At 74.2% G+C, this 20,656-nt stretch carries 25 protein-coding genes and 1 pseudogene; 10 read left to right on the plus strand and 16 right to left on the minus strand.

Translation table 11 applies throughout. From position 1 onward, the window contains the following. From IE94_RS0118935 to IE94_RS0118965, 7 genes are all read right to left on the minus strand, one after another. Positions 1 to 1,098, minus strand: coding sequence for a serine hydrolase domain-containing protein (locus IE94_RS0118935; protein ID WP_030185716.1), 1,098 nt, complete (start codon positions 1,096 to 1,098; stop codon positions 1 to 3). Then, complete coding sequence (locus IE94_RS0118940) at positions 1,095 to 2,015, minus strand: DUF6895 family protein (RefSeq protein ID WP_030185717.1); 921 nt, start codon at positions 2,013 to 2,015, stop codon at positions 1,095 to 1,097. The genes IE94_RS0118935 and IE94_RS0118940 overlap by 4 nt, the downstream gene beginning before the upstream one ends. Beyond that, positions 2,012 to 2,977 carry a DUF6895 family protein gene (locus IE94_RS0118945; protein WP_030185718.1) on the minus strand — a complete coding sequence of 322 codons (966 nt, stop codon included), beginning with the start codon at positions 2,975 to 2,977 and terminating at the stop codon, positions 2,012 to 2,014. Before IE94_RS0118945 ends, IE94_RS0118940 begins: the two co-directional genes overlap by 4 nt. Further along, positions 2,974 to 3,681, minus strand: a complete 708-nt coding sequence (locus IE94_RS0118950) for a hypothetical protein (RefSeq protein WP_030185723.1) — start codon at positions 3,679 to 3,681, stop codon at positions 2,974 to 2,976. Before IE94_RS0118950 ends, IE94_RS0118945 begins: the two co-directional genes overlap by 4 nt. A gap of 20 nt (positions 3,682 to 3,701) precedes the next feature. Next, positions 3,702 to 3,890 (minus strand): hypothetical protein, encoded by a 189-nt coding sequence (locus IE94_RS0118955; RefSeq protein ID WP_007390169.1) that lies wholly within the window; start codon positions 3,888 to 3,890, stop codon positions 3,702 to 3,704. A gap of 112 nt (positions 3,891 to 4,002) precedes the next feature. Further along, positions 4,003 to 4,638: a class I SAM-dependent methyltransferase gene (locus IE94_RS0118960; RefSeq protein WP_030185727.1), complete on the minus strand. Its 636-nt coding sequence runs from the start codon at positions 4,636 to 4,638 to the stop codon at positions 4,003 to 4,005. A gap of 140 nt (positions 4,639 to 4,778) precedes the next feature. After that, a complete protein-coding gene (locus IE94_RS0118965; protein WP_030185728.1) occupies positions 4,779 to 5,780 on the minus strand; it encodes a mechanosensitive ion channel family protein in 1,002 nt (333 codons plus the stop codon). A gap of 142 nt (positions 5,781 to 5,922) precedes the next feature. Between IE94_RS0118965 and IE94_RS0118970 the strand changes: the two genes are divergently transcribed. Further along, on the plus strand, positions 5,923 to 6,117 hold the full coding sequence (locus tag IE94_RS0118970; protein ID WP_030185730.1) for a hypothetical protein: 195 nt from the start codon (positions 5,923 to 5,925) through the stop codon (positions 6,115 to 6,117). 114 nt (positions 6,118 to 6,231) lie between these two features. Further along, a complete protein-coding gene (locus tag IE94_RS0118975; RefSeq protein WP_030185732.1) occupies positions 6,232 to 6,657 on the plus strand; it encodes a TIGR03618 family F420-dependent PPOX class oxidoreductase in 426 nt (141 codons plus the stop codon). Between the two features lie 21 nt (positions 6,658 to 6,678). Here IE94_RS0118975 and IE94_RS0118980 read toward each other — a convergent pair whose 3' ends face one another. Together IE94_RS0118980 and IE94_RS0118985 are read right to left on the minus strand one after the other, a co-directional pair. Then, a complete protein-coding gene (locus IE94_RS0118980) occupies positions 6,679 to 8,769 on the minus strand; it encodes an MMPL family transporter (protein WP_030185734.1) in 2,091 nt (696 codons plus the stop codon). A gap of 74 nt (positions 8,770 to 8,843) precedes the next feature. Next, positions 8,844 to 9,338 (minus strand): MarR family winged helix-turn-helix transcriptional regulator, encoded by a 495-nt coding sequence (locus tag IE94_RS0118985; RefSeq protein ID WP_030185736.1) that lies wholly within the window; start codon positions 9,336 to 9,338, stop codon positions 8,844 to 8,846. A gap of 104 nt (positions 9,339 to 9,442) precedes the next feature. On the opposite strand from IE94_RS0118985, the gene IE94_RS0118990 reads away from it, so the two are divergent. After that, the gene (locus IE94_RS0118990) at positions 9,443 to 10,993 is read left to right on the plus strand and encodes an SDR family oxidoreductase (protein WP_051777543.1); all 1,551 of its coding nucleotides are present in this window, start codon (positions 9,443 to 9,445) and stop codon (positions 10,991 to 10,993) included. Between the two features lie 102 nt (positions 10,994 to 11,095). Here the strand turns inward: IE94_RS0118990 and IE94_RS0118995 are convergent, their stop codons facing one another. The 3 genes from IE94_RS0118995 to IE94_RS0119005 are packed head-to-tail and all read right to left on the minus strand — an operon-like array spanning position 11,096 to position 12,109. Further along, positions 11,096 to 11,533, minus strand: coding sequence for a hypothetical protein (locus IE94_RS0118995; protein WP_030185742.1), 438 nt, complete (start codon positions 11,531 to 11,533; stop codon positions 11,096 to 11,098). Then, positions 11,526 to 11,867, minus strand: coding sequence for a DUF3140 domain-containing protein (locus tag IE94_RS0119000; RefSeq protein WP_030185745.1), 342 nt, complete (start codon positions 11,865 to 11,867; stop codon positions 11,526 to 11,528). The genes IE94_RS0118995 and IE94_RS0119000 overlap by 8 nt, the downstream gene beginning before the upstream one ends. Before the next feature lie 14 nt (positions 11,868 to 11,881). Beyond that, on the minus strand, positions 11,882 to 12,109 hold the full coding sequence (locus IE94_RS0119005; RefSeq protein WP_030185748.1) for a hypervirulence associated TUDOR domain-containing protein: 228 nt from the start codon (positions 12,107 to 12,109) through the stop codon (positions 11,882 to 11,884). Positions 12,110 to 12,290: 181 nt separating this feature from the next. Between IE94_RS0119005 and IE94_RS0119010 the strand changes: the two genes are divergently transcribed. Beyond that, entirely contained in the window at positions 12,291 to 13,091 is an 801-nt protein-coding gene (locus IE94_RS0119010) for a thioesterase family protein (protein ID WP_030185751.1), read from the plus strand. Positions 13,092 to 13,117: 26 nt separating this feature from the next. On the opposite strand, the gene IE94_RS0119015 is transcribed toward IE94_RS0119010, so the two are convergent. The 3 genes from IE94_RS0119015 to IE94_RS0119025 form a co-directional block, all read right to left on the minus strand. Next, positions 13,118 to 13,570: a VOC family protein gene (locus tag IE94_RS0119015; RefSeq protein ID WP_030185752.1), complete on the minus strand. Its 453-nt coding sequence runs from the start codon at positions 13,568 to 13,570 to the stop codon at positions 13,118 to 13,120. Positions 13,571 to 13,656: 86 nt separating this feature from the next. Continuing rightward, positions 13,657 to 14,658 (minus strand): NADPH:quinone reductase, encoded by a 1,002-nt coding sequence (locus IE94_RS0119020; protein WP_078606520.1) that lies wholly within the window; start codon positions 14,656 to 14,658, stop codon positions 13,657 to 13,659. A 109-nt stretch (positions 14,659 to 14,767) separates the two neighbouring features. After that, positions 14,768 to 15,304, minus strand: coding sequence for a DUF2269 domain-containing protein (locus IE94_RS0119025; protein ID WP_106977912.1), 537 nt, complete (start codon positions 15,302 to 15,304; stop codon positions 14,768 to 14,770). Positions 15,305 to 15,494: 190 nt separating this feature from the next. On the opposite strand from IE94_RS0119025, the gene IE94_RS0119030 reads away from it, so the two are divergent. Then, the gene (locus tag IE94_RS0119030; protein WP_030185760.1) at positions 15,495 to 15,920 is read left to right on the plus strand and encodes a hypothetical protein; all 426 of its coding nucleotides are present in this window, start codon (positions 15,495 to 15,497) and stop codon (positions 15,918 to 15,920) included. A 335-nt stretch (positions 15,921 to 16,255) separates the two neighbouring features. Continuing rightward, the gene (locus IE94_RS0119035; RefSeq protein WP_030185763.1) at positions 16,256 to 16,921 is read left to right on the plus strand and encodes a fascin domain-containing protein; all 666 of its coding nucleotides are present in this window, start codon (positions 16,256 to 16,258) and stop codon (positions 16,919 to 16,921) included. Here the strand turns inward: IE94_RS0119035 and IE94_RS35790 are convergent. Next, positions 16,896 to 17,573, minus strand: a complete 678-nt coding sequence (locus IE94_RS35790; protein ID WP_425337972.1) for a PfkB family carbohydrate kinase — start codon at positions 17,571 to 17,573, stop codon at positions 16,896 to 16,898. The genes IE94_RS0119035 and IE94_RS35790 overlap by 26 nt on opposite strands. A gap of 239 nt (positions 17,574 to 17,812) precedes the next feature. Here IE94_RS35790 and IE94_RS0119045 point away from each other — a divergent pair, with 239 nt between their 5' ends. The 4 genes and pseudogenes from IE94_RS0119045 to ilvC all read left to right on the plus strand — a co-directional run. After that, positions 17,813 to 18,214 (plus strand): hypothetical protein, encoded by a 402-nt coding sequence (locus IE94_RS0119045; protein WP_030185766.1) that lies wholly within the window; start codon positions 17,813 to 17,815, stop codon positions 18,212 to 18,214. 163 nt (positions 18,215 to 18,377) lie between these two features. Beyond that, positions 18,378 to 19,007 (plus strand): LysE family translocator, encoded by a 630-nt coding sequence (locus IE94_RS0119050; protein WP_030185769.1) that lies wholly within the window; start codon positions 18,378 to 18,380, stop codon positions 19,005 to 19,007. Positions 19,008 to 19,038: 31 nt separating this feature from the next. Beyond that, complete coding sequence (locus tag IE94_RS0119055) at positions 19,039 to 19,770, plus strand: GNAT family N-acetyltransferase (RefSeq protein ID WP_245235278.1); 732 nt, start codon at positions 19,039 to 19,041, stop codon at positions 19,768 to 19,770. Positions 19,771 to 20,067: 297 nt separating this feature from the next. Beyond that, positions 20,068 to 20,656 (plus strand): annotated as a pseudogene (ilvC, locus tag IE94_RS35795) (ketol-acid reductoisomerase); the annotation flags it as partial.

Consider the following 20,656-nt stretch of genomic DNA (forward strand, 5'->3'; position numbering starts at 1 on the left):
CTAGCCCTGAGCGAGGAGCGCGTAGGCGGTGGCGATGAACGGGTCCCGGGCGCGGAAGCGCCGGGTGCACACGGCGGCCAGGGCGGTGTCCGTGTCGGGCCGGAAGCCCAGGAACGCCTGCTGGCCCAGGGTGGCGCCGCTGTGGAAGTACATGGGTCCGCCGTCCGTGGGGTGCCGGAACCACCCCACCGTGTGCACGTGCCGGTACCCCAGGCCCCGCCGCAGCACCGGCACCCGCGCCGCCCGCAGCGCGCCGGCGGCCGGTGAGCGGGCCGGGTCGAGGTGGGCCTCGAGGAAGGTGAGCAGGTCGTCGGGGGTGGACCGGACGGCTCCGGCCGCCTGGAAGCCGCCCGCGTCGAAGGGCGGGACGGGGGTGCGGCCGTCCTTGCGGTGTCCCACGGCGTCGGTCCGGGGGCCCTTGGCCCGCAGGGCCGTTCCGCTCAGGCCGAGGGCGCGCAGCACCTGACCGGTGATCAGGTCCTCCCATGCGGTGCCGGTGCTCGCGGCGATCGCGTGGCCGAGGACGGAGACGCCGTAGTTGGAGTAGTGCCAGCGGGTGCCGGGACGGTGCCTGGGCCCGTGGCGCAGGAAGGTGTCGGTCAGGCGCTCGGCCGGGTAGCGGGCGTAGGGGTTGGTGCGCCAGGCGGGCAGGCCCCGGCGCAGGAAGTCGGCGGGCAGGGCGGGCAGCCCCGAGGTGTGGGTGATGAGGTGCGCGAGCGTCACGGGGTGCGGGCCGGCCGTCCTGCCGGGGTCCAGGCAGGTGGCCGCCGCCTCACCGCCGGTGAGCACACCGCGCCGGATCAGCCGCGTGAGCAGCAGCGCGGTGAACGTCTTGGACGCCGAACCGATCTCGTAGCGCAGGTCCTCGCGGGGCACGTCGGGCGCGGGGGCGGTGCCGCCCGCGTACACGGTGCGCCGCCCGTGTCGGGAGAGGGCGAAGACGACGTCGGGTGCGTCGGAGGCGTCCACGGCCTCGGCCAGCCGCTCGCGCGGCGCCGCCCCGTCGGCCCCGTCGGCCGTTGCGGGCTCCGGCGGGGTGTGCTCCGCGTGCTCCTCGGGGGCGGGTTCGCCCGGCCAGGGCGTGGGGTGGCCCGTCACGGCGCGGAGTGCGCCAGCTCGGTGAGGGCGCGGGAGGTGGCCAGCAGGGAGGCGAAGGCGGCGACCAGCGTCGGGTGGTAGACCACGTCGAAGACCGTGTCGGGGTCGCCCTCGGGCATCGTGCGGACGGCGGGCATGGCGCCGTCGGGCTGCTGCGCGGCGGCGAAGCCCTGCCAGGCGGCCTCGTCGAGGGTGGGCCGGGGCAGGCAGGCGTCCACGACGAGGAGCTCGCCGAGCAGGTCCCAGCGCTGGAGGTCCAGCCAGTCGTCGATCCACACCGGGAGCCAGGTGGCGAGGTAGTCGGCGACGTCGGGCGGCAGGCCGCCGGGGTTCTCGCCCCAGTCGGTGAGGTGGAAGACGGTGTGCGTGATGTCGTAGGCGGTGTGGCCCTCGACCGTCCACGGCTCGGGGGTGCCGGCCAGCCAGGTGCCGGGGACCAGGTCGGCCTCGGGCGGTCGCGCCGTCAGGCCGAAGCGGCGCTGGAAGGCGGAGAGGCCCAGGCGCCGGGTCGGGGTCACGGGAAGGCGCGCCCAACTGTCCAGCCGGTGGTTGAGGAGGGTCGCGGCTTCGACCTCGGGCTGGCTGTAGCCCAGCTCCTTGAACGGCAGGTAGACCTCGAAGGGGGCGGGCGAGAAGGGTTCGACGCGCTGGCCGCGCACCAGCATGCGGCCGCCGTCCAGGGTCTCGCGCCAGGTGTGGTCGAGCAGTTGGCGCGCGAGCTGGGCCTGCCGGGAGCCGGCGACGCCCTCGCGGAAGAGCACCTTGCAGATGAGGGCGAGTTCGCCGATCGGCTTGAAGCGTTCCAGGAAGCCGATCTCGGGGTCGACGTCCGGTTCGAGGCGGAATCCGTCCCGGTGGGCCCACAGCCACTCCAGGGCGCCGGCTCCGACGCGGTGGATCAGGCGGGTGTCCGTCATCCCGGCGCTCCTTGTCCGGCGTGTCGGGCCGCGTGCCGCACGTCCGGCGGGCGTGCCGCGGCGGCCGTGGCGAGTGCCGCCGCGAACGCGGCCATCAGGGTGGAGTGGTAGCAGTCGGTGAAGTCGTAGGGGTCCTCTCCCGGGTCCGCTCCGGCGGCGTCCTGGGCGGCGCCCTCCTCGGGGATCGCGCCGGAGGTGGTCTGGGCGGCGGCGACCCGCTGCCAGGCGTCCTTGAGGACGGCCGGTTCCGGCGGGCGCGGCAGGCTCGCCGCGACGGCGAGCAGTTCGCAGCTCAGGTCCCACATCCGGGCGTCCAGGCAGGTGTCCAGCCAGGGCGGCAGCCAGTGCAGGAGGTAGTCCGCCAGGTCCGCCGGCACTCCCCGGGTCGTCCGTCCCCAGTCGGTGAGGTGGAAGACGACGTGGGTGAGCGCGTAACCGGCCGCGCGTTCGAAGGTCCACGGTTCCGGCAGGCCGCCCAGCCAGGTGCGGCCCAGCGCCCGCGGTACGTCCCCGTGCGGGTCGATGCCGCTGCGCCGCTCGGCCTCCAGCACGCCGAGGCGGCGGGTGGGGTACTGCTCGGTGAGCCGCCAGCCGCGGGTACGGGTCAGCACCGCGGCGGACGCCTCGTAGCCGGGGTGCCTCAGTCCGGCCGAGGCGAAGGCCGCGTAGACCTCCAGCGGGTAGGTGGCGAAGGGCTCCAGCGTCTGCATGAGCGGGAAGAGCTCGCCCCGGTGGGTCTGCTGCCAGGCGAAGTCCAGGAGTTCGCACACGCGGGTGTGCAGCGGGTCACCGGGCGGGGTGCACCGGGCGACGGAGGCGCAGACCTGGGTGAGCTCGCCCAAAGGCTTCCAGGTCCGGTTGACCTGGCCGTCGGCGGCGAGCGCGTCGTCGCCGAGCGCGAAGCGGTCGCGGTGGGCCCACACCCAGTCCAGCGCGGCCGCCTCGATCTCGCGCACGTTCACAGCAGGACCCCGGCCGGCATCAGCCGCGCCGCCTCCAGTTGCAGGGCCACCCGCGGGTCGGAGCCGCCCATGAGGCGTACGAAGTCCAGGCCGGCCTCCAGGCCGAGGGTGTCGGGCACCCCGTCCAGGAGGGTGAGCCAGCGCCCGGCCCCCGCCGCCTGCTGCCAGTCGCGGCGGCGTACCGCCCGGACGAATCCGCGGGCCACGTCCACCGGGCGGCTGCGCGCCACGCGGGTCACGGCGCACTCCTCGCCGGGCAGCGCGAGCGGGGCGAGGACGGCGAGCTGGTGGGTCAGGAACTGCCAGCCGGCGCCGTCCAGCCAGCGGGCGTCGGGTTCGGCGTCCGGTTCGTCGGCGGGCGGCGTGGTCAGGGGTTGTTCGGCCCGGCGCAGGGCGCGGGTCATGGCCCAGTGGCTCCACACGACGGTGGGTGCCGCCTCGTCGCGCGGCGGATGGGCCGCCACGGCGTCCTTGAACACGGCCAGTTGTCCGGGGTCGGGCGGGATGCGCAGCAGGACGCTGGGCAACAGGGTGTCGGCGCCCAGGACGCGTACCGCCGCACGGGCGACGCCCTCACCGGCGCCGCCTCCCGTCAGGGTGCTCCCCGCTCGCACGTGGTCTCCGCTCCGAAGAGCGGAGACCACGTCGGAAGCGAGGTCAAGCACCGTTCCCTGCAGGAGGGCCGATGTGCTCGACTGCTCCATCACATTCTCCCGTCGGTCCGTCAGCCCTTCTTCGGGCGCGGGGTCGGCGGCGAGAGCAGCAGGTTGGTACCTCCGGACTGGAGGGCGAGCGCGGCGCACTCGCGGCTGTCGCGGAAGACTCCGTCGGGCTCGGCGGGGTCGAGTGCCGCGTCGATGTCGATGTTCTCGGTGCGGGTGACTTCCTCGAGCACCTTGTCCTTGGAAGGCATTTCACCATCTCCCTCTGGTAGCCAAATGGCCTTCACACCCAAGGGTGTCCGGTAAGTCCCAGAACATGCCTTTCTTCACAAAATTCCCAGAAGGTAACTCGTTCAACAAACCTCACGCCCGCCGCAGCCGCCACACGTGGTCCTCGCGGAATCCCTCGACGCCGTCGGGCGAGACGCTCGGCCGGCGGGCGGTCCGACGGGTCTCCACGCTCCACTCCCCCTCGGGCAGGGCGAGTTCGCCGAGGACGCCGTCCAGGGTGGGGAAGACGGCGTCGAAGGGCGGTTCGGTCTGCCAGGAGGGCCAGCCGGCGTGCAGGACGAGCAGCAGGGTGCCGCCGGGCGCCACGGCCCGCGCGGCGGCGCGCAGCACCGTCGGCAGGTCGAGCTCGACCGGGGACTGCAGGTAGTGGGCGCTCACCAGGTCGAAGGACCCCGCGGGGAACGAGGGTCCCAGCTCGTGGCGTTCCCAGGCGACGCGGTCGCCGACCCCGGCCTCGGCGGCGTGCCCGGCGGCGCGTTCCAGGGCGGTGGCGGAGACGTCGACGCCGGTGACCCGCCAACCGCGCGAGGCGAGCCACACGGCGTCCGCCCCTTCGCCGCAGCCGAGGTCGAGCGCGGTACCGGGCGCGAGGCCATCCGCCTCCTCGACCAGCAACTCGTTGGGGCGGCCGCTCCACACGCGGTGGCTGTCGCGGTAGCGGGCTTCCCAGAACTCCGCGGCGGGTGCCGGCGCGGGGATGTCGGTCATGGTGCCTCCTGGGGCGGGCGCGGTCGGCTGCTCGACGGGGGCGCGAGAACCGCGCCCCCCGTGTGCAGGCTGCCCCGGCCGGCCAGGAGGCGCCAAAGATGTTTGCCGGAACGGCAAATCCGGCGTCGGGGGCTCCTCCGTCAGCCCGTGGGCGCCTCCGCCCCGCCGTCCGGGGTCTCGGCGCGCACCCACATCGCCCGGCGCGGGAAGGGGATCTCGACACCCGCCTCGTCCAGCGCCTCCTTGACCCGGCGGCGCAGCTCACGGGTGACGCCCCACTGCTGGAGCGGCTGGGTCCTGACGGCGAGGCGCACCAGCATCCCGTCGGCGTCCAGGGACTGCACGCCCCACACCGCGGGGTCCTCCAGCAGGACGTCCGCGAAGTCCGGCTCCTCGCGCAGGGCGCGGCCGGTGTCCTCCAGGACGCGGTAGACGGTGTCGAGGTCCGCGTCGTGGGCCACGGCGACGTCCAGGACGGCGCGGGCCCACTCCTGGCTGTCGTTGCGGACCCGCAGGATCTCGCCGTTGCGGATGTGCCACAGGCCGCCGTTGAGGTCGCGCACATGGGTCAGGCGCAGGCCGACGTGCTCCACCTCGCCGACGGCCTCGCCGAGGTCGACCGAGTCGCCGACGCCGTACTGGTCCTCGACCATGATGAGCAGCCCCGACAGGTAGTCCGCGACCAGGCTCTGGGCGCCGAAGCCGATGGCCAGGCCGACCACTCCGGCGCTGGCCAGCAGCGGCCCGAGGGCGATGCCGACCTGGTCGAGCACCATGGCCACGCCGATCATGAACAGCACGATGGTCACGGCGCTGCTGAGCACCGAGCCGATGGTGCGGGCCCGCTGTTCGCGGCGCCGGCGCGCCCGGGACCGGTCGCGGTGCAGGACGGCCGCACCGCGGGCCTGCCGGCGCGGGCGCCCGCGCTCGGCCTCGCCCGCCGACGGTTCCAGGACCCGCTGGACGACCCGGGTGATGGCCCGCTTGGCCACCGCGCGCAGCACGAGCAGGATCACGACGATGAGCGCGATGCGCAGCGGTATACCGATCAGTGCCGTGGTGTGGTCGCCGACCCAGTCCGACCACGAGGCCGCCAGCTGCGGGTCCGTGGCCGGTTCGGCGGGCGGGAAGGTGTGCGACATCGGCTCGGCTGCTCCGTTCCTCGGGGACGACGTGTCTGCCGTCGGGGCCGCCTACCCGGGGACCGGCCGAACATGACGGCTTTGAGCGGCGCCCGCCTGGGCACCCGCGGGGAGTCGTCCCACAGCGGAAGGGGCCCGCGGCGTGGTTACCGTTGCCGTCCTGCTACTGCCCGGCCTGGGCCTGCTGCTGTTCGCCATGACGTGTCTGGAGGACCGGCTGTTCGGCGATCCGGCGCCGCCCCGGCACGCCCGGCGCAGGCACCTGCGGCTCCTTCCGGGCGGCGGGCGCGGCGCCGGCCCCGGCGGCGGCCGGGGCTCCGAACGGGACGCCGCCTGAGACCGGCCCCCGCCGCCCCGGACCGCACCCGGGGGGGGACCCCGCCGTGCGGTCGTCGGGCCCGCCGGGCGATGCTGTGGCGGACGGAACACACGGCGCGGGCGAGGAGAGCGGATGGACACCGGGGAACAGCACGAGGCGGACGACGAGTTCGTCCGGTTCTGGCAGGAACGCCGGGTGTGCTTCCTGTCGACGCCGCGGGCCGACGGGACGCCCCACCTGGTCCCGGTCGGGGTGACGTACGACCACGCCACCCGCACGGCGCGGGTCATCACGAGCCGGGACACCGCGAAGGCGCGCAACGTACGCCGGGCCGCCGGGGCGGTCGTCGCCGTGGGCCAGGTCGACGGCAGGCGCTGGTCCACGCTGGAGGGCGTGGCGACCGTGCGGGACGACGCCGGGGCGGTCCGCGACGCCGAGACCCGCTACGCGGCCCGCTACCGGCAGCCCCGGGCGAACCCGGAGCGCGTCGTCATCGAAATCGGCGTACGGCGCTACCTCGGCACGGTGCGCCCCCGCGCGGAGCGTCCGCAGGCGTGACGCCGTCCGGGCCGGGGCGGGTCACCCCTGCCCCGCCCGGTTCTGCCCCGGCCGCCCGGGCCACCAGGCGAGGGCGCCGAGGTCGCGGGCGAGCGCCGGGACCAGCAGCGAGCGCACGACCAGCGTGTCCAGCAGGACGCCGAAGGCCACGATGAAGGCGATCTGCACCAGGAAGGCGAGCGGGATGACGCCGAGCGCGGCGAAGGTGGCGGCGAGGACCACTCCGGCCGAGGTGATCACGCCGCCGGTGGCGGTCAGGCCGCGCAGGATGCCCTCCCGCACCCCGTGGCGCAGCGTCTCCTGCCGGACCCGGGACATGAGGAAGATGTTGTAGTCCACGCCGAGGGCGACCAGGAAGACGAACCCGTACAGCGGGACGGAGGCGTCCGTGCCGCCGAAGCCGAACACATGGGTGAAGACCAGCGCCGAGACGCCCAGGGTGGCCACGAAGTTCAGGGCCACCGTCGCCACCAGCAGCACGGGCATCAGCAGCGAACGCAGCAGGGCGACCAGGATGACCAGGATGATGGCGAGGACCACGGGCACGATGAGCGTCCGGTCGTGCTCGGCGGTGCGCTGGGTGTCGTACTGCTGGGCGGTGTAGCCCCCGACGAGGGCCTTCGCGCCGGGTACGTCGTGGACGGCCGTCCTGAGACGGGCCACCGTGCTCTTGGCGGCGTCGCTGTCGGCGGGGGCCCGGAGCGTGGCGTCGACGCGTACCCGGCCGTCGACCACCTTGGGTTCGCCGCCGCCGGGGCGGCCGGACGCGGTGACCGGGGCGGCGGAGGCGACGCCGGGGGTGGCGCGGGCGGCCGCGAGAACGGGGTCCAGCCGGTCGGCCTCGGCGATGATCACCGCGGGGTTGCCCGAGCCGCCGGGGAAGTGCCGGGCCAGCGTCCGCTGCGCGGCGACCGACGGGGTGTCGTTCACGAAGATCTCGTCCAGGGGCACTCCCCTGGAGCTCAGCGTCGGCGCGAAGGCGGCGCAGGCGAGCAGCGCGGCCAGGGAGATCGCCCAGATGCGGCGCGGGGCCCGGTCCACCCGTTCGGCGACCCGGTGCCACAGCCGGTGCCCGGCCTCCGGGTCACCGGCCCGTACGGGCCTGGCGGGCCAGTAGGCGGCGCGGCCGAGCAGGACCAGGACGGCCGGCAGGAAGGTGAGCGTGCTCAGTACGGCGCAGACGATGCCGATGGCGCCGACGGGCCCGAGCGCGCGGTTGTTGGTCAGGTCGCTGAGCAGCAGTGCCAGCAGCGCGAGGGCCACGGTCGCCGCGCTGGCCACCACGGCACCCCAGGAGGCCCGCAGGGCGGCGCGCGCGGCGGCGAAGCGGTCCGGCTGCCGGGCGAGCTCCTCGCGGAAGCGGGCGGTGAGCAGCAGGGCGTAGTCGGTGGCGGCGCCGATGACCAGGATGGAAAGGATCCCCTGGACCTGCCCGTCGACGCGTACGACGTCCCGCTCGGCGAGCGCGTAGACGATCGCGCAGGCCAGCCCCAGGGCGAAGACCGCGCCCAGGATGATGACGAGGGGGAGCAGGACGCTGCGGTAGACCAGCAGCAGGATCACCAGGACGGTGATCAGCGCGACGCCCAGCAGCAGCCCGTCGATGCCCGAGAAGGCGTCGGAGAGGTCGGCCTGGGAGGCCGCGGGACCGGCCAGCTGGGCCTGGGTGCCCGGCACCCGCCCGGCCGCGTCGCCGATCCGCTCCAGGACGTCGGGCAGTGCGTCGCCGAGGCCGGGCTCGACCTGGACGACCGCCTGGAGGGCCTCGCCGTCGTCGGAGGCCAGCGCGGGCGACGCCTGGCCGACGACGCCGGGCGCGCCCTCCAGCGAGGTGAGGGAGCGGGTGGCCGCGGCCCGGTGGCCGGTGACGGGGCCGCCGTCGTCGGCGGTCCACACGACGATCACCGGAAGCGTCTCGTCCTGCTGGAAGGCCTTGCGGGCGTCGACGACCCGGGTGGACTCCGCGCTGCGGGGCAGGAAGGCGGCCTGGTCGTTGGTGGCGACCTCGCCGAGCTTCCCGGCGTACGGCCCGAGCGTGCCGCCGATGCCGAGCCAGACCAGGAGCAGGACGGCGGTGACGAGCCAACGGGCCCGTCGGGAGGGGGTGGACATCGCTGGCGAGTCTCCAGGTCTGCGGGACGACGGGACAGGAACGCGCGCTACGGCCGGGACGTTCTGTACCCGTCCTACCGCACGAGACCCAGTTCCTCGTTCATCGCCGTCAGGAAGCGGACCACGACCGCCAGTTCCTCGTCGTCGAAGTGCGCGCGGGTCGCGGCGGCGGCCTCGGCCAGCGGAAGGAAGTACGTCCGGGCCGCCTCCCGGGCCTCGGGCACATAGCGCAGGTGCACCACCCGGCGGTCGGCGCTCTCCCGGACCCGGCGCACGTGTCCCGCGCGCTCCAGGCGGTCCACGCAGGCCGTCACCGCACCCGAGGTCAGCCCCAGGTGCTCGCGCAGCCGCCCCGGCGTCATGGGCTCGCCGGCGTCCAGGATCGCGGCGAGCGCCTGGACGTCGGTGGCGTGCAGGCCGTGGCCGCCGGCGAAACCGTGCGTCAGGCGGTTGATCTCGCCGTTCATCCGCCTCAGTTGTGCGGCGAGGACGTGCAGGTCGCCGGAGTCGGGGCCGGGGCCGGCCCCCCGCTCGTGCGCGTGCTGTCCACGCTGGTTCGCTGTCGACACGCGATCAGCGTATAGAAGGGTCGACCTGGCCCGGGACGCGTCCGCCACGGGTCGTTCCGGGGAAGGGGTCTGGGGTACGACTGTCCCGGGAGCGACGGAGCCACATGAGCCAGGCAAGTGAAGGAACCGAACGGGCGGGCGGCGAGGGTGGCGGGGCGGGTCTGCGCTGCCTGGTCACCGGCGCGACGGGGTACGTCGGGGGCCGCCTCGTGCCCGAGCTGCTGGACGCCGGACACCGCGTGCGGTGCCTGGCCCGTTCCCCGGACAAGCTGCGCGACCATCCCTGGGCCCAGAAGGCGGAGGTGGTACGCGGCGACGTCACCGACGCGAACTCGGTGGCGCGGGCCATGGAGGGCGTGGACGTGGCCTACTACCTGGTGCACGCCCTCGGCTCCGGCGACGACTTCGAGGCGACCGACCGGCGGGCGGCCCGCACCTTCGCCGAGCGGGCCGAGGCGGCCGGGGTACGGCGCATCGTCTATCTGGGCGGCCTGACCCCGTCCGGGGTGCCGGAGGGCGAGCTGTCGCCGCACCTGCGCTCCCGCGCCGAGGTCGGCCGCATCCTGCTGGCCTCCGGTGTGCCCACGACCGTGCTGCGCGCGGCGGTGGTGATCGGCTCCGGGTCGGCCTCCTTCGAGATGCTGCGCTACCTCACCGAGCGGCTGCCGGTGATGGTCACGCCCAGCTGGGTGCACACTCGCATCCAGCCGGTCGCCGTCCGGGACGTGCTGCGCGCCCTGGTCGGCAGCGCCACCATGCCCCGGGAGGTGTCCCGGACCTTCGACATCGGCGGTCCCGACATCCTCACCTACCGGGACATGATGGTGCGCTACGCCCGGGTCGCCGAGCTGCCCAGGCGACTGATCCTGCCGGTGCCCATGCTGTCCCCCGGGCTCTCCAGCCACTGGGTCGGGCTGGTCACCCCGGTCCCGGCGGCCATCGCGCGCCCGCTCACCGAGTCGCTGCGGCACGAGGTGGTGTGCGGCGAGAACGACATCGTCCGGTACGTTCCGCCGCCGCCGGGATACCCGCTGGGCTTCGACGACGCGCTGCGGCTGGCCCTGCGGCGGGTGCGGGAGGCCCGGGTCACCACCCGCTGGTCGTCCGCGTCCGTGCCGGGGGCGCCCAGCGACCCGCTGCCCACCGACCCCGACTGGGCGGGCGGCAGCCTCTACACCGACGAGCGCGCCCTGACGGTCGACGCGCCGCCCGAGGCGCTGTGGCGGGTCGTCGAGGGCATCGGCGGTGACAACGGCTGGTACTCCTTCCCGCTGGCCTGGGCGGTACGGGGCCGGCTCGACCGGCTGGTCGGCGGGGTGGGCCTGCGCCGGGGGCGCCGGGACGCCGCGCGGCTGCGGGTCGGCGACTCGCTCGACTTCTGGCGGGTGGAGGAGATCGTCCCGGGGCGGCTGCTGCGGCTGCGCGCCGAGATGCGGCTGCCGGGGCTCGCCTGGCTGGAGATGTACGCCGAGACCGACGACGCCGGGCGGACGCGGTACCGCCAGCGGGCGCTGTTCCATCCCCACGGGCTGGCGGGCCAGGCGTACTGGTGGAGCGTGTGGCCCTTCCACGCCGTGGTCTTCGGCGGCATGGCCCGCAACATCGCCCGCGCCGCCCGCCGCTCGGACCGGGCGGCCGGCGGCCCCGGCTCCTGACACCGGCCCGCGCGGGGCAGCCTCGCCGCCCGCGGCGCCGGGGCCGTCGCCTCCGGATTCGCCGGGAAGTCGCTCCGCACGGCGCCCGGCCCGGCCGGGTCGTCAGGTGCGGGGGCCGTCCGGGCGGGACGTGTGGTCCGGGTGGTTTCGGGACCGGCGGACCTCCTTCAGCTCCGCCTCGTACAGGTGGCGGCGTCCCTCGGCCAGGCGCGCCACCGCCTCCCGCTCCAGGTCCCGGAACGGCTGGTAGTACGTCCGGTCGTAGGCGTCGACGATCTGGAACGTCCAGTGTCCGGGGATGACGTTGCGGCCCAGGATCTCGGTGCGCACGCGTTCCGCCAGCGCCGGGTGCCCCGCCGCGCGCAGCAGCTCGACCGCGCGGTCGAGTTCGAAGTCCGCCGCACCGGTGTGCTGGTGGAAGGCGAACAGGTGCCCGCGGGCGCACTCGGTCGTCTCCAGGGCCTTGGACAGGGATCCGAGGGCCTGGACCGTCTCGTCGCTGACGCCCTCGGGGCGCCGGTGCGGGTCGTCGTCATCCATGGCGTCCCAGGGGGTCGTGGCCCCAGTTCATGAGCGAGTGCCGCCACCGGGTGTCCTCGACGTCGCCCGACGGGCGCTGGGCCAGGTGCCGGCGGACGTAGCCGACGACCTTGCGCATGTGCTCGTAGTCGTCGTCCGAGAGGTCGCCCTTGTTCTTGTGCAGGATCTCGACGATCCGGCGGCCGGACGCGTGCCCGACGGACTCGCCCCCGTCCTGGTGGTGCCCGGCGTCCCGCGACTCGTCGGTGTCGAGCCACCGGTCCAGTTCGGCCGGTGTCATGTTCACCAGCGCGTGGAAGGCGTCCCGGGTCTCGTCCTGTTCGTCTCCGTCCATGACGCCTCGCTTCCTCACTTCTTCTTCTTCAGCGCGGACGGCTTGTGCACCGCCGACCTGCCCGACTTGTCGCTGCGGACCTGGTACTGGGGGTCGTCGGGCGAGGCGTCCACGGTGCGGCCGGCCGCCTCGGTGCGCTCGGTGATCTTCTTCTCCACCTTGCCCCCGGTGCGGGAGCCGTGGCTGCTCCAGGTGACCTCGTCGCCCTTCCCCAGGTGCTCGTCGTCGCGTTTCTCGGCCATCGCGGTACTCCCTACTCCTGCGCGCCGCCTCGGGCGCCCCGGACGGTCAGGGTTCCCAGCCGGGGGCGCCCCACTCGGCCCCGGCCCCGATCGACCGCCGAACTATCCTGGTCGCGGCCCCGGCGCCGCCGTCCCGGCCCGCCGACGTCCTCGTCACCGCCGCCGTTCCAGGAGCAGCCCGTTGAACACCAGCACCGCGACCCCGGACAGCTACTACGAGCGCATCGACGAGCACCGTTACAAGCCGACCCCGCACGCGGGCGGCGCGTGGAGCGCGGACGAACAGCACTTCAGTCCGCTCGGGGGCCTGATCGTCCACGCCGTCGACCGGCATCTCGCGGGCCGGACCGGTGCGGCGATGTCGATGAGCCGCATCAGCTTCGACATCCTGGGCCGCCCGGCGCTGGACGAGTGCGAGATACGGGTGGAGACCGTCCGGCCGGGACGCACCATCGAGCTGGTCGAGGCGACCGTGCTGACGGCGGGCCGTTCGGTGGCGCGGGCCAGGGTGTGGCTGCTGGCGGACGGGGACACGAGTGCCGTCGCCGGCGGCGGTGCCGACCGGCTCACCGGGCCGGACACGCTCGCCCCCCGGCCGATGGACGCCGAGTGGCCCGGTGGGTACATCGCCTCCCTGGACGTACGCCCGCTCGCCCCGCACCGGCCGGGCCGCGCCACCGCCTGGGTCTCCACCGGCCTCGACCTGGTCGCCGGGGAGAGCGCGAGCCCGCTGGCCTCCTACGTCGCGCTGGTCGACACGGCCAACGGCATCGCGGTGCGGCAGTCGCCGCGGGAGTGGATGTTCCCGAACGTGGACCTGACCCTGCACCTGCACCGGGCCCCGCGTGGCCGCTGGACCGGCCTGGACACCACCGTCGTCTTCGGGCCCACCGGCCAGGGCGTCACCAGCACCGTCCTGCACGACCTGGACGGCCCCGTGGGCCACGCGCAGCAGCTGCTGACCGTCCGTCCGCAGCCCTGAGAGGCCCCGCCCGACGCCTCGACGCGTCAGCCCTCTCCCGCCGGCGGATCGGCGAGGATGCCCTCCAGCAGGCCGGTGGCCTGGCCGACCTCGATCAGGTACCCGTCGGGGTCGCGCAGGTAGCACCGCAGCTCGGCCTTGCGGTCGAGGGGCGCCGTGAGGAACTCGGCACCGAGCGCGCTCCACTCGCGGTGGCACCGCTCGATGTCGGCCACCCGGATGTTGAGGAAGCTCGTCGCCGTCCCGGGGTCGTCGGGGGGACGCAGGGTGACATCGGGTTTGTCCGGCGTCGGCCCCCCGCCCGGGTTCATGATGATCCAGCTGTTCGCGAGCTTGACGATGCACGGGTTCTGGGCGAGCACGACCTCGCCGCCGAGCACCTCGGAGTAGAAGGCCCGCGAGCGCGGGACGTCGGCCACGGTGAGGAAGTGGGTGAGCAGCAGCCCCGACTCCGGGGCGGGCAGGTCTTCACGGCGCATTCCTGGACCCCCACGCTCTTGTGACGGGTTTCCGGATTCTTCCCTCGTGTCCATCATGGACCGGGCCCGCCCGGCCGGAAAGACGATCAGGAGGGCGTGAGGACCAGACGCCCCCGCACGACCCCCGCCTCCAGCCTGCGGTGGGCCTCGGCGGTCTTCGACAGGGGCAGCCGGTCGGCGATGCGCGGGCGCCACGGGGTGTCCGTGAGGACGCCCACCACGGCCCGCGCCGCCTCGGCGAGGTCCGCGGTCGTGGCGTTGCTGATCGCGAAGCCCACGATGCTCGCGTCCCTGGTGTAGAGCCGGCTCACGGGCAGCGCCGCGGGTCCGCCGCCCAGTCCCACCATCGCGACCAGGCGACCGCCCCGGGCCAGCGAGTCCACGGCGTCGGCGAGCACCCCGTGCCCGGAGGTGTCCAGGTGCACGTCGTAGCCGTCGGGAGCGGCCCGGCGCATGCGTGCGCCGAGGTCGGGCGCACGGTGGTCGAGGACCTCGGTGGCGCCCAGGCCCCGCACCGCCTCGGCGTCCTCCGCCCGCGCCGTCGCGATCACGCGGGCCCCGGCCCAGGAGGCCAGGGCGACGGCGGCGCCGCCCACGTTCCCTGCGCCGCCGCCGACGTAGACGGTCTCCCCCGCCCGCAGCCGCCCGTGCCGGAACAGCGCGAGCCAGGCGGAGGCGGCCGGGTGGCCGGCCGCCACGAGGTGGTCCGCGTCGATGCCGGGCGGCGCCGCGTAGAGACGTTCGGCGGCGACCGTCGCGTACTGGGCGAAGGACCCCTGCCGGCCCGCGTGCCCCAGGCTGTTGCACCACACCCGCCGCCCGACCGGGAAGCCGGCGGCGCCCGGCCCGGCCACGGCGACCTCGCCGACCAGGTCGCGGCCGACGACGAAGGGCGAGGGCAGGGAGGTGGCGTAGGCACCGGACCGTACGAAGGTGTCCACGGGGTTGGCGGCGACGGCCGTCACCCGTACGAGCACATCCGTGGGGCCCACGGACGGCACGGGCAGTTCCCCGTGGCGGATGGCGTCGGCCGGTCCGACGGGGTCGATGTACGCCGCCCGCATGGTGTCGGGGACGGAGCCGTTCATGATCCCATGCTACGAACCGTCCGGTGGCGGCGCAGCGAGGGTCGCCGCCGTCGCGGCGGAGCCGAGTCCGGTGGTCGCGCGGTCCCCGCGCCCGGGGTGCGTCCCGGTGTCACCCGCTGCCCGAGCGGGTGAGCGGTGGACGGACACCCGCGGGACGCTCGCGCAGCCGGCGCCCGCGGCGGGTGGGCCCCCAGGGCTTGAGGAGTGAGATCACCGTCATGAACACATAGGCGGACAGGGAGACCACCGGCCCGAAGAGCACGTCCCCCGCGTCGGGCAGTGGCCCGCCGGCGGTCACGGCCGCGACCGCCGAGTCGACACCGGGGCGCAGCGCGAAGAACGTGGCGACGGTGGTGCCGAGGGTCAGCCAGAACTTCGTGTACACCCACCGGTGCCGGGCGAGCCCCCACGGCGTGCCCAGGGCCAGCACCAGCCCGCTTCCCAGGGTGAGCAGGGCGAGGGGGAGCAGCAGCCAGTCGGCGAACAGCTTCATGCAGCGGACGGCGGCCTCCACCGCCGCCGGGGAGGCGCCGGTCGCCGCGGTGGCACCGAGCGCCAGCAGCCCGAGGGTGAGCCCGAGCCAGGCGGCGGAGGCGAGGACGTGGACGACGAGGGAGGCCCTGCGTGCGGGGCGGCTGAGTTTCACCCCGCCCACGCTGCCCGTCGGCGGCGACCGGGGCGTCCTGCGGCGGGAGTAACCGCCCGTACCGAGCCGGGCGTACGCGCCGGGGTCGCCGTGACCCGATCGGCGCAGGGCCCCGGACGTCCGCGCTGCGTGGGGGACCCGCTCGCCCTAGCCTGAGCGTGTCTTCGACACATCGCCGCTAGGAGTTCCCATGCGTCTGCCCGTCGAGCTCAGGCATGTCGCCCCGCGACTGGCCACCGGGGCTTTCATTCTCAACTCCGGTCTGGCCAAGCGCGGAGCCGATGAGCAGACCGCCGCCATGATGCACGGAATGGCGAAGAACACCTATCCGTTCCTCGGGAAAATGCAGCCCTCGACATTCGTCCGGCTGCTGTGTGCCGGTGAGATCGCATTGGGCACCGCGCTGCTCCTGCCGGTCGTACCGACGGCTCTGGCGGGCATCGGCCTGACCGCGTTCTCGGCGGGACTGGTGGGACTTTATCTGCGCACCCCGGGAATGCGCGAGGAGGGCAGCCTGCGCCCGACGCAGGAGGGAACGGCCCTGGCGAAGGACACCTGGATGCTCGGCATCGGGGTGGGGTTCGTCGTGGACGGAGCCACGAGCAGGTCGTGCTGACCGCTTCCGCGGCCGGTGGACCGGCTGCCGGGGTAACGGCGAGTTGCCGAGGAATTAACGGCGGACCACGGAATCCGTAATGCCGTCCCATTCCGGTCCGAGATCGTCGGATCGAGGGCGGAACGGTACCGGTTCACACTTCGGCATCACTATGCTGACACCGCTTCGCCCAGTCGGCGCAGCGGCTGCCGGCGCACCCGGGGAGGGGTGCCGACCGCGGCCTTTGGGGGGTGCGGAGTAATTCGGGGGTGACGCCGTCATGTCTGGGTGCCATTTCCCGCGGGATTCTCGTCCCGCCGCCCCGGTATCCGTGTGACGAAAGCCGAGGAATTCCCGTGAGACGTACGACCTCCGTCCTGCTGTCCCTGAGCGCCCTGCTCGCCACGTCCGCGCTGACCGTCCCCACCGCCGTCGCCGCCCCGCGCGCCGACGGGCCCGCCGCCGCGCCGGCCGGATGGGAGGCGGTGGACGCGTCCGCACTGGCGCGGATCACCGGGGAGAAGGACGCCCGGCGCGCCCCGCTCGCCGCCGGGGACACCGCCGCCTCGGAGCCCGAGCTGCTGGCCGTGCAGTCGGCCCGCAACGACCGCTTCGTGGCCACCGAGAAGAACTACGCGGAGCCGAACACCGGTGTCCAGCGGGCCCGTTCGACCGAGTTCGGCGGCTCCTGGGAGAGCTACGCCTTCGAGTGGGACGAGGCCAGCGAGACCTACGCGCTGCGCTCCCTGGCCAACGACCGCTACGTGGCGGTGGAGAAGAACTACACCGGCAGCGCCCAGAACATCCTGCGCGCCCGCTCCACCAGCGTGGGCGGCTGGGAGCGGTTCGTCCTCTACTACAACGAGAGCCTGGACCGCTGGGCGCTCCAGTCCACGCTCAACGGACTCTTCGTCGCCATGGAGAACGGCTACACCGGTTCGCTCCAGTACGCGCTGCGCGCCCGCTCCACCGACGTGACGGGTTCGTGGGAGGAGTTCACGCTCTACGACATCGGCGCCTGACGCCGGTCCTGCTCGGCGAGGGCCGGCATCGCCTCGATAGTGTCCTCGCCGGGCAGGGTTGCGTGGTCACCCACGACCTTCGGCGCGGACGGGGCCGTGAGGTGCGCCCCAGCCGCAGGGCCCTGGTGAGATCCGTGCCGTCGCACAGCCCGGCGAGGAATCCGGCGGCGAACGCGTCGCCCGCGCCGACCGGCTCGACGACCTCGGTGGCCAGGGCGGGCACGGTGCACCTGCCGTGCCCGGCGAACGCGGTGGCGCCCCGCCCGCCGCCCTTGACGACGAGGACCCGCGGTCGGCCCAGCAGCCGGCGGACGTCCCGTGCGCCGAGGTCGGCGCCCCACAGGTCCCGGGCCTCGTCCAGGCCGACGAGGACGATGCCGGCGCGGTCGGCCGGCTCCCGCGGCACGGTGGCGGCTGTGCCCGGCGGCCACCGTGCGGGGCGGTGGTCTGCGTCGAAACTGACGGCTTGGGCACGTCGCTCCGGCGGGGTGCTCGGCGCCCGTTCCACCAGGGCCCGACAGGACGGGGACAGGGCCGGTGTCACCCCGGCGAGGTGGAGCAGGGCGGCCCCGTCGATCCGAGCGTCGCCCCGGAGGCCGGGGCCGCTGGGGCCGAGGGCCGAGGCCGCGAAACCCCCGCGGGAGTGGTGCACACGGGTCCCGGTGGCGCCCGGGTCCTTCAGGAGCAGGCCGGTCGGCCGGGCCCGTCCGGTACTGACGCGGCATCACCGCGACGCGGGGCGGACCGGTGAGCCGACGGCGTACGCCGCGCCCCCGGCACGGCCCTCCGGCGCTGCCCCCTACCCCGGCCACCACATCCAAGTTGCGCGTTTTGCCCGATTCCTCATGGTGACCCGGACGGAGGACACCGACGTGCGACGAGGTGAGAGACATGCTGGTGCTGGGCCTCCTGCTCATGGCGGGCGCCGCCGCCTTCGCGGGCCTGCTAATCGCGTACAACCTGTCCGGCGGTCCGGACTACACCGTGACGCTGCTGGGGAGCGAGCCATTCACGATCAGTACGCTCGGGGCGTTTCTCGGCGGTATCGCCCTGACCCTGATCTTCGGCCTGGGCATGTGGATGCTCCTGGCCGGGACGGTACTGGCGCGCCACCGCGGCAAGAAGCGCCGCCGGGATCGCGAGACCGCCAGGCAAGCCACCGCCGAGCGTGACGCACTGGCCGGACGCCTGGAGGGTCCGGGCAGCAGCACGGACACCGCGGACCAGCCCGCGGGTCACCGCCGTCCGGCCGCCCACCGGCCGCAGTGGCTGCGACCGCACGGCCACCACTGACCGAACGCCGACCAGAACACGGCCGACCGGTCCGGCTCACCCGCCGGACCGGTCGGCCGACCCGCTTCGGGCCCGCTGCGGCCCGTACGGCAGGCACTCAGCCGAGGACCGGGTCACCGGGGCCGCGGGCCGGGCCCGGTTCCGCACATGTGAGACTGACGGGATGCTCCTGCAGTTCGTGGCCGCGGTCGGCGTCCTGGCCGTACTGACCATGGTGCCCGGGCCCGACATGGCCGTCGTGACCAAGCGGGCCGTCGCCTCCGGGTGGCGGGACGGGCTGCGGACGGTGGGCGGGATCACCGCGGGGCTTCTGGTCCGGGGTGTGCTCGCGGTGGTGGGTCTCGCCGCCGTGCTGGCCGCGTCCGCCACCGCGTACACGGCGGTCAAACTGGCGGGCGCCGCCTATCTGGTCCTCCTCGGGGTCCAGGCGCTGCTCCAGAGCCGTCGCGCCCCCTCGCGGTCGGCGGCGGGTGCGCTCGCCCCGCCCCGCGGCAACCCCTGGCGGACCGGTCTGGTCGGCAACGTGCTCAATCCGAAGATCGCCGTCTTCTCCACGGGTCTGCTGCCGGCGTTGGCCCCGACGGGGCTGCCTCCCCACGCCGGCATGGCCCTGCTGGTTCTCGTGCACACGATGCTCACCATGCTCACCGCGGTCCGGCTCGGCGGATACGTGCTGCTGCTGTCCAAGGCGCGCGCCTTCTTCGAGAAGCCCGCCGTACGCCAGGGCATGGACCGCGTCACCGGGACCGTACTGATCGGATTCGGACCGAAGGTCGCCACGGCCCGGCCCTGAGCCCGTGCCCCGCCGGAAGGAGAAAAGCACGATGCCGCACGACGACACGATGCCGCTCGACGACGACCCCGTCCTGGACGATCCGGTGGGCCGGTCGCTCGGCGGCCGGCACGCGCCTCTCGCCCGACGGCTCGGGCGCGCCGCCACCTACCGGGCGGACGTGGCGACGTTCTCCACCGTGTCCACCGCTCCCGATGCGCGGGACTGGGCCGATCTGGCCGAGTTGCTCGGCCCGGCCGCCTTCGCCGACATGTTCAGCTCCCCGGCGGTCCCGCCGCCGGACTGGGAGCCGGTCTTCAGCCTTGAGGGCCGCCAGATGATCTGGCCCGCCGGTGGCCGCCCCGACCTCTCCGGCGCCGAACCCGGCCCGGACGTGGTCGAGTTGGGCGCGGACAGCGTGCCCGAGATGCTCGACCTCGTCGCACGGACCGGGCCGGGGCCCTTCTGGCCGCGCACCCACGAACTCGGCACCTACCTCGGAATCCGCGTCGACGGCACCCTGGTGGCCATGGCAGGAGAACGGCTGCGGCCTCCGGGGTGGACCGAGATCAGCGCCGTGTGCACCGCTCCCGAGGCACGCGGGCGGGGCCACGCCGCCCGCCTGGTCGGTACGCTCGCCTCCCGCGTCCTGGCGCGCGGCGAACGCCCGTTCCTGCACGTGGCCGAGGCGAACACGGGGGCGCTCGCGTTGTACGAGCGCCTCGGCTTCAAGACGCGCAGGCAGGTGACCTTCCGGGGCTTCCGCACCCCTCCGGGGCGCTGACAAACCGGGCGACCGGCCGGGCCCGGAACGCCGGGGCGTCGACCACGGCCCCGGCTCGCGCCATCAGGCTCTGCGCCTGCCCCTTGAGCTGCGTACAGGGCGAGTGAGCAGACCTCTTGCGGTCACACCTTTGGCAGGGATGGGCCGTCACCCGACACACGTATCTGCTCACTTGGGTGTGAGATAGTGCTTCGGCCTGTCGGCCAGCGCTGACACACCACTCGTTCGCGCAGTCACATCCCCCCGGGACGAGTGTGCCGTCCCCCTGGCCTTATGTGTTCAAGAAAGGTGAGTCTCATGGCTGAGTTGTTCTACGACGCCGACGCCGACCTGTCCATCATCCAGGGCCGCAAGGTCGCGGTCATCGGGTACGGCAGCCAGGGCCACGCCCACGCCCTGTCGCTGCGTGCTCATCCCCGACCCCCTCCAGGGTGAGGTCTACGAGAAGGACATCAAGGACAACCTGAAGGACGGCGACGCCCTGTTCTTCGGTCACGGCCTGAACATCCGCTACGGCCTCGTCAAGCCCCCGGCCGGCGTGGACGTCTGCATGGTCGCCCCCAAGGGCCCGGGCCACCTGGTGCGCCGCCAGTACGAGGAGGGCCGCGGCGTCCCCTGCCTCGTCGCCGTCGAGCAGGACGCCACGGGCAACGCGTTCGCGCTGGCCCTGTCGTACGCCAAGGGCATCGGCGGCACCCGCGCCGGTGTCATCAGGACCACGTTCACCGAGGAGACCGAGACCGACCTGTTCGGTGAGCAGGCCGTCCTCGCCGGTGGTGTCACCGCCCTGGTGAAGGCGGGCTTCGAGACGCTGACCGAGGCCGGTTACCAGCCGGAGATCGCCTACTTCGAGTGCCTGCACGAGCTGAAGCTGATCGTGGACCTC

Origin of the sequence: Streptomyces violaceorubidus (genome assembly GCF_000717995.1) — a bacterium.
GTDB lineage: Bacteria > Actinomycetota > Actinomycetes > Streptomycetales > Streptomycetaceae > Streptomyces > Streptomyces violaceorubidus.

Bases quoted from the DNA above. Each gene is read 5' to 3' on its own strand.
- IE94_RS0118940 (WP_030185717.1), bottom strand. From the start codon at position 2,015: ATGACGGACACCCGCCTGATCCACCGCGTCGGAGCCGGCGCCCTGGAG.
- IE94_RS0118950 (WP_030185723.1), bottom strand. From the start codon at position 3,681: ATGGAGCAGTCGAGCACATCGGCCCTCCTGCAGGGAACGGTGCTTGAC.
- IE94_RS0118955 (WP_007390169.1), bottom strand. From the start codon at position 3,890: ATGCCTTCCAAGGACAAGGTGCTCGAGGAAGTCACCCGCACCGAGAAC.
- IE94_RS0118960 (WP_030185727.1), bottom strand. From the start codon at position 4,638: ATGACCGACATCCCCGCGCCGGCACCCGCCGCGGAGTTCTGGGAAGCC.
- IE94_RS0118965 (WP_030185728.1), bottom strand. From the start codon at position 5,780: ATGTCGCACACCTTCCCGCCCGCCGAACCGGCCACGGACCCGCAGCTG.
- IE94_RS0118975 (WP_030185732.1), top strand. From the start codon at position 6,232: ATGGACACCGGGGAACAGCACGAGGCGGACGACGAGTTCGTCCGGTTC.
- IE94_RS0118980 (WP_030185734.1), bottom strand. From the start codon at position 8,769: ATGTCCACCCCCTCCCGACGGGCCCGTTGGCTCGTCACCGCCGTCCTG.
- IE94_RS0118990 (WP_051777543.1), top strand. From the start codon at position 9,443: ATGAGCCAGGCAAGTGAAGGAACCGAACGGGCGGGCGGCGAGGGTGGC.
- IE94_RS0118995 (WP_030185742.1), bottom strand. From the start codon at position 11,533: ATGGATGACGACGACCCGCACCGGCGCCCCGAGGGCGTCAGCGACGAG.
- IE94_RS0119000 (WP_030185745.1), bottom strand. From the start codon at position 11,867: ATGGACGGAGACGAACAGGACGAGACCCGGGACGCCTTCCACGCGCTG.
- IE94_RS0119005 (WP_030185748.1), bottom strand. From the start codon at position 12,109: ATGGCCGAGAAACGCGACGACGAGCACCTGGGGAAGGGCGACGAGGTC.
- IE94_RS0119015 (WP_030185752.1), bottom strand. From the start codon at position 13,570: ATGCGCCGTGAAGACCTGCCCGCCCCGGAGTCGGGGCTGCTGCTCACC.
- IE94_RS0119020 (WP_078606520.1), bottom strand. From the start codon at position 14,658: ATGAACGGCTCCGTCCCCGACACCATGCGGGCGGCGTACATCGACCCC.
- IE94_RS0119030 (WP_030185760.1), top strand. From the start codon at position 15,495: ATGCGTCTGCCCGTCGAGCTCAGGCATGTCGCCCCGCGACTGGCCACC.
- IE94_RS0119045 (WP_030185766.1), top strand. From the start codon at position 17,813: ATGCTGGTGCTGGGCCTCCTGCTCATGGCGGGCGCCGCCGCCTTCGCG.
- IE94_RS0119050 (WP_030185769.1), top strand. From the start codon at position 18,378: ATGCTCCTGCAGTTCGTGGCCGCGGTCGGCGTCCTGGCCGTACTGACC.
- IE94_RS0119055 (WP_245235278.1), top strand. From the start codon at position 19,039: ATGCCGCACGACGACACGATGCCGCTCGACGACGACCCCGTCCTGGAC.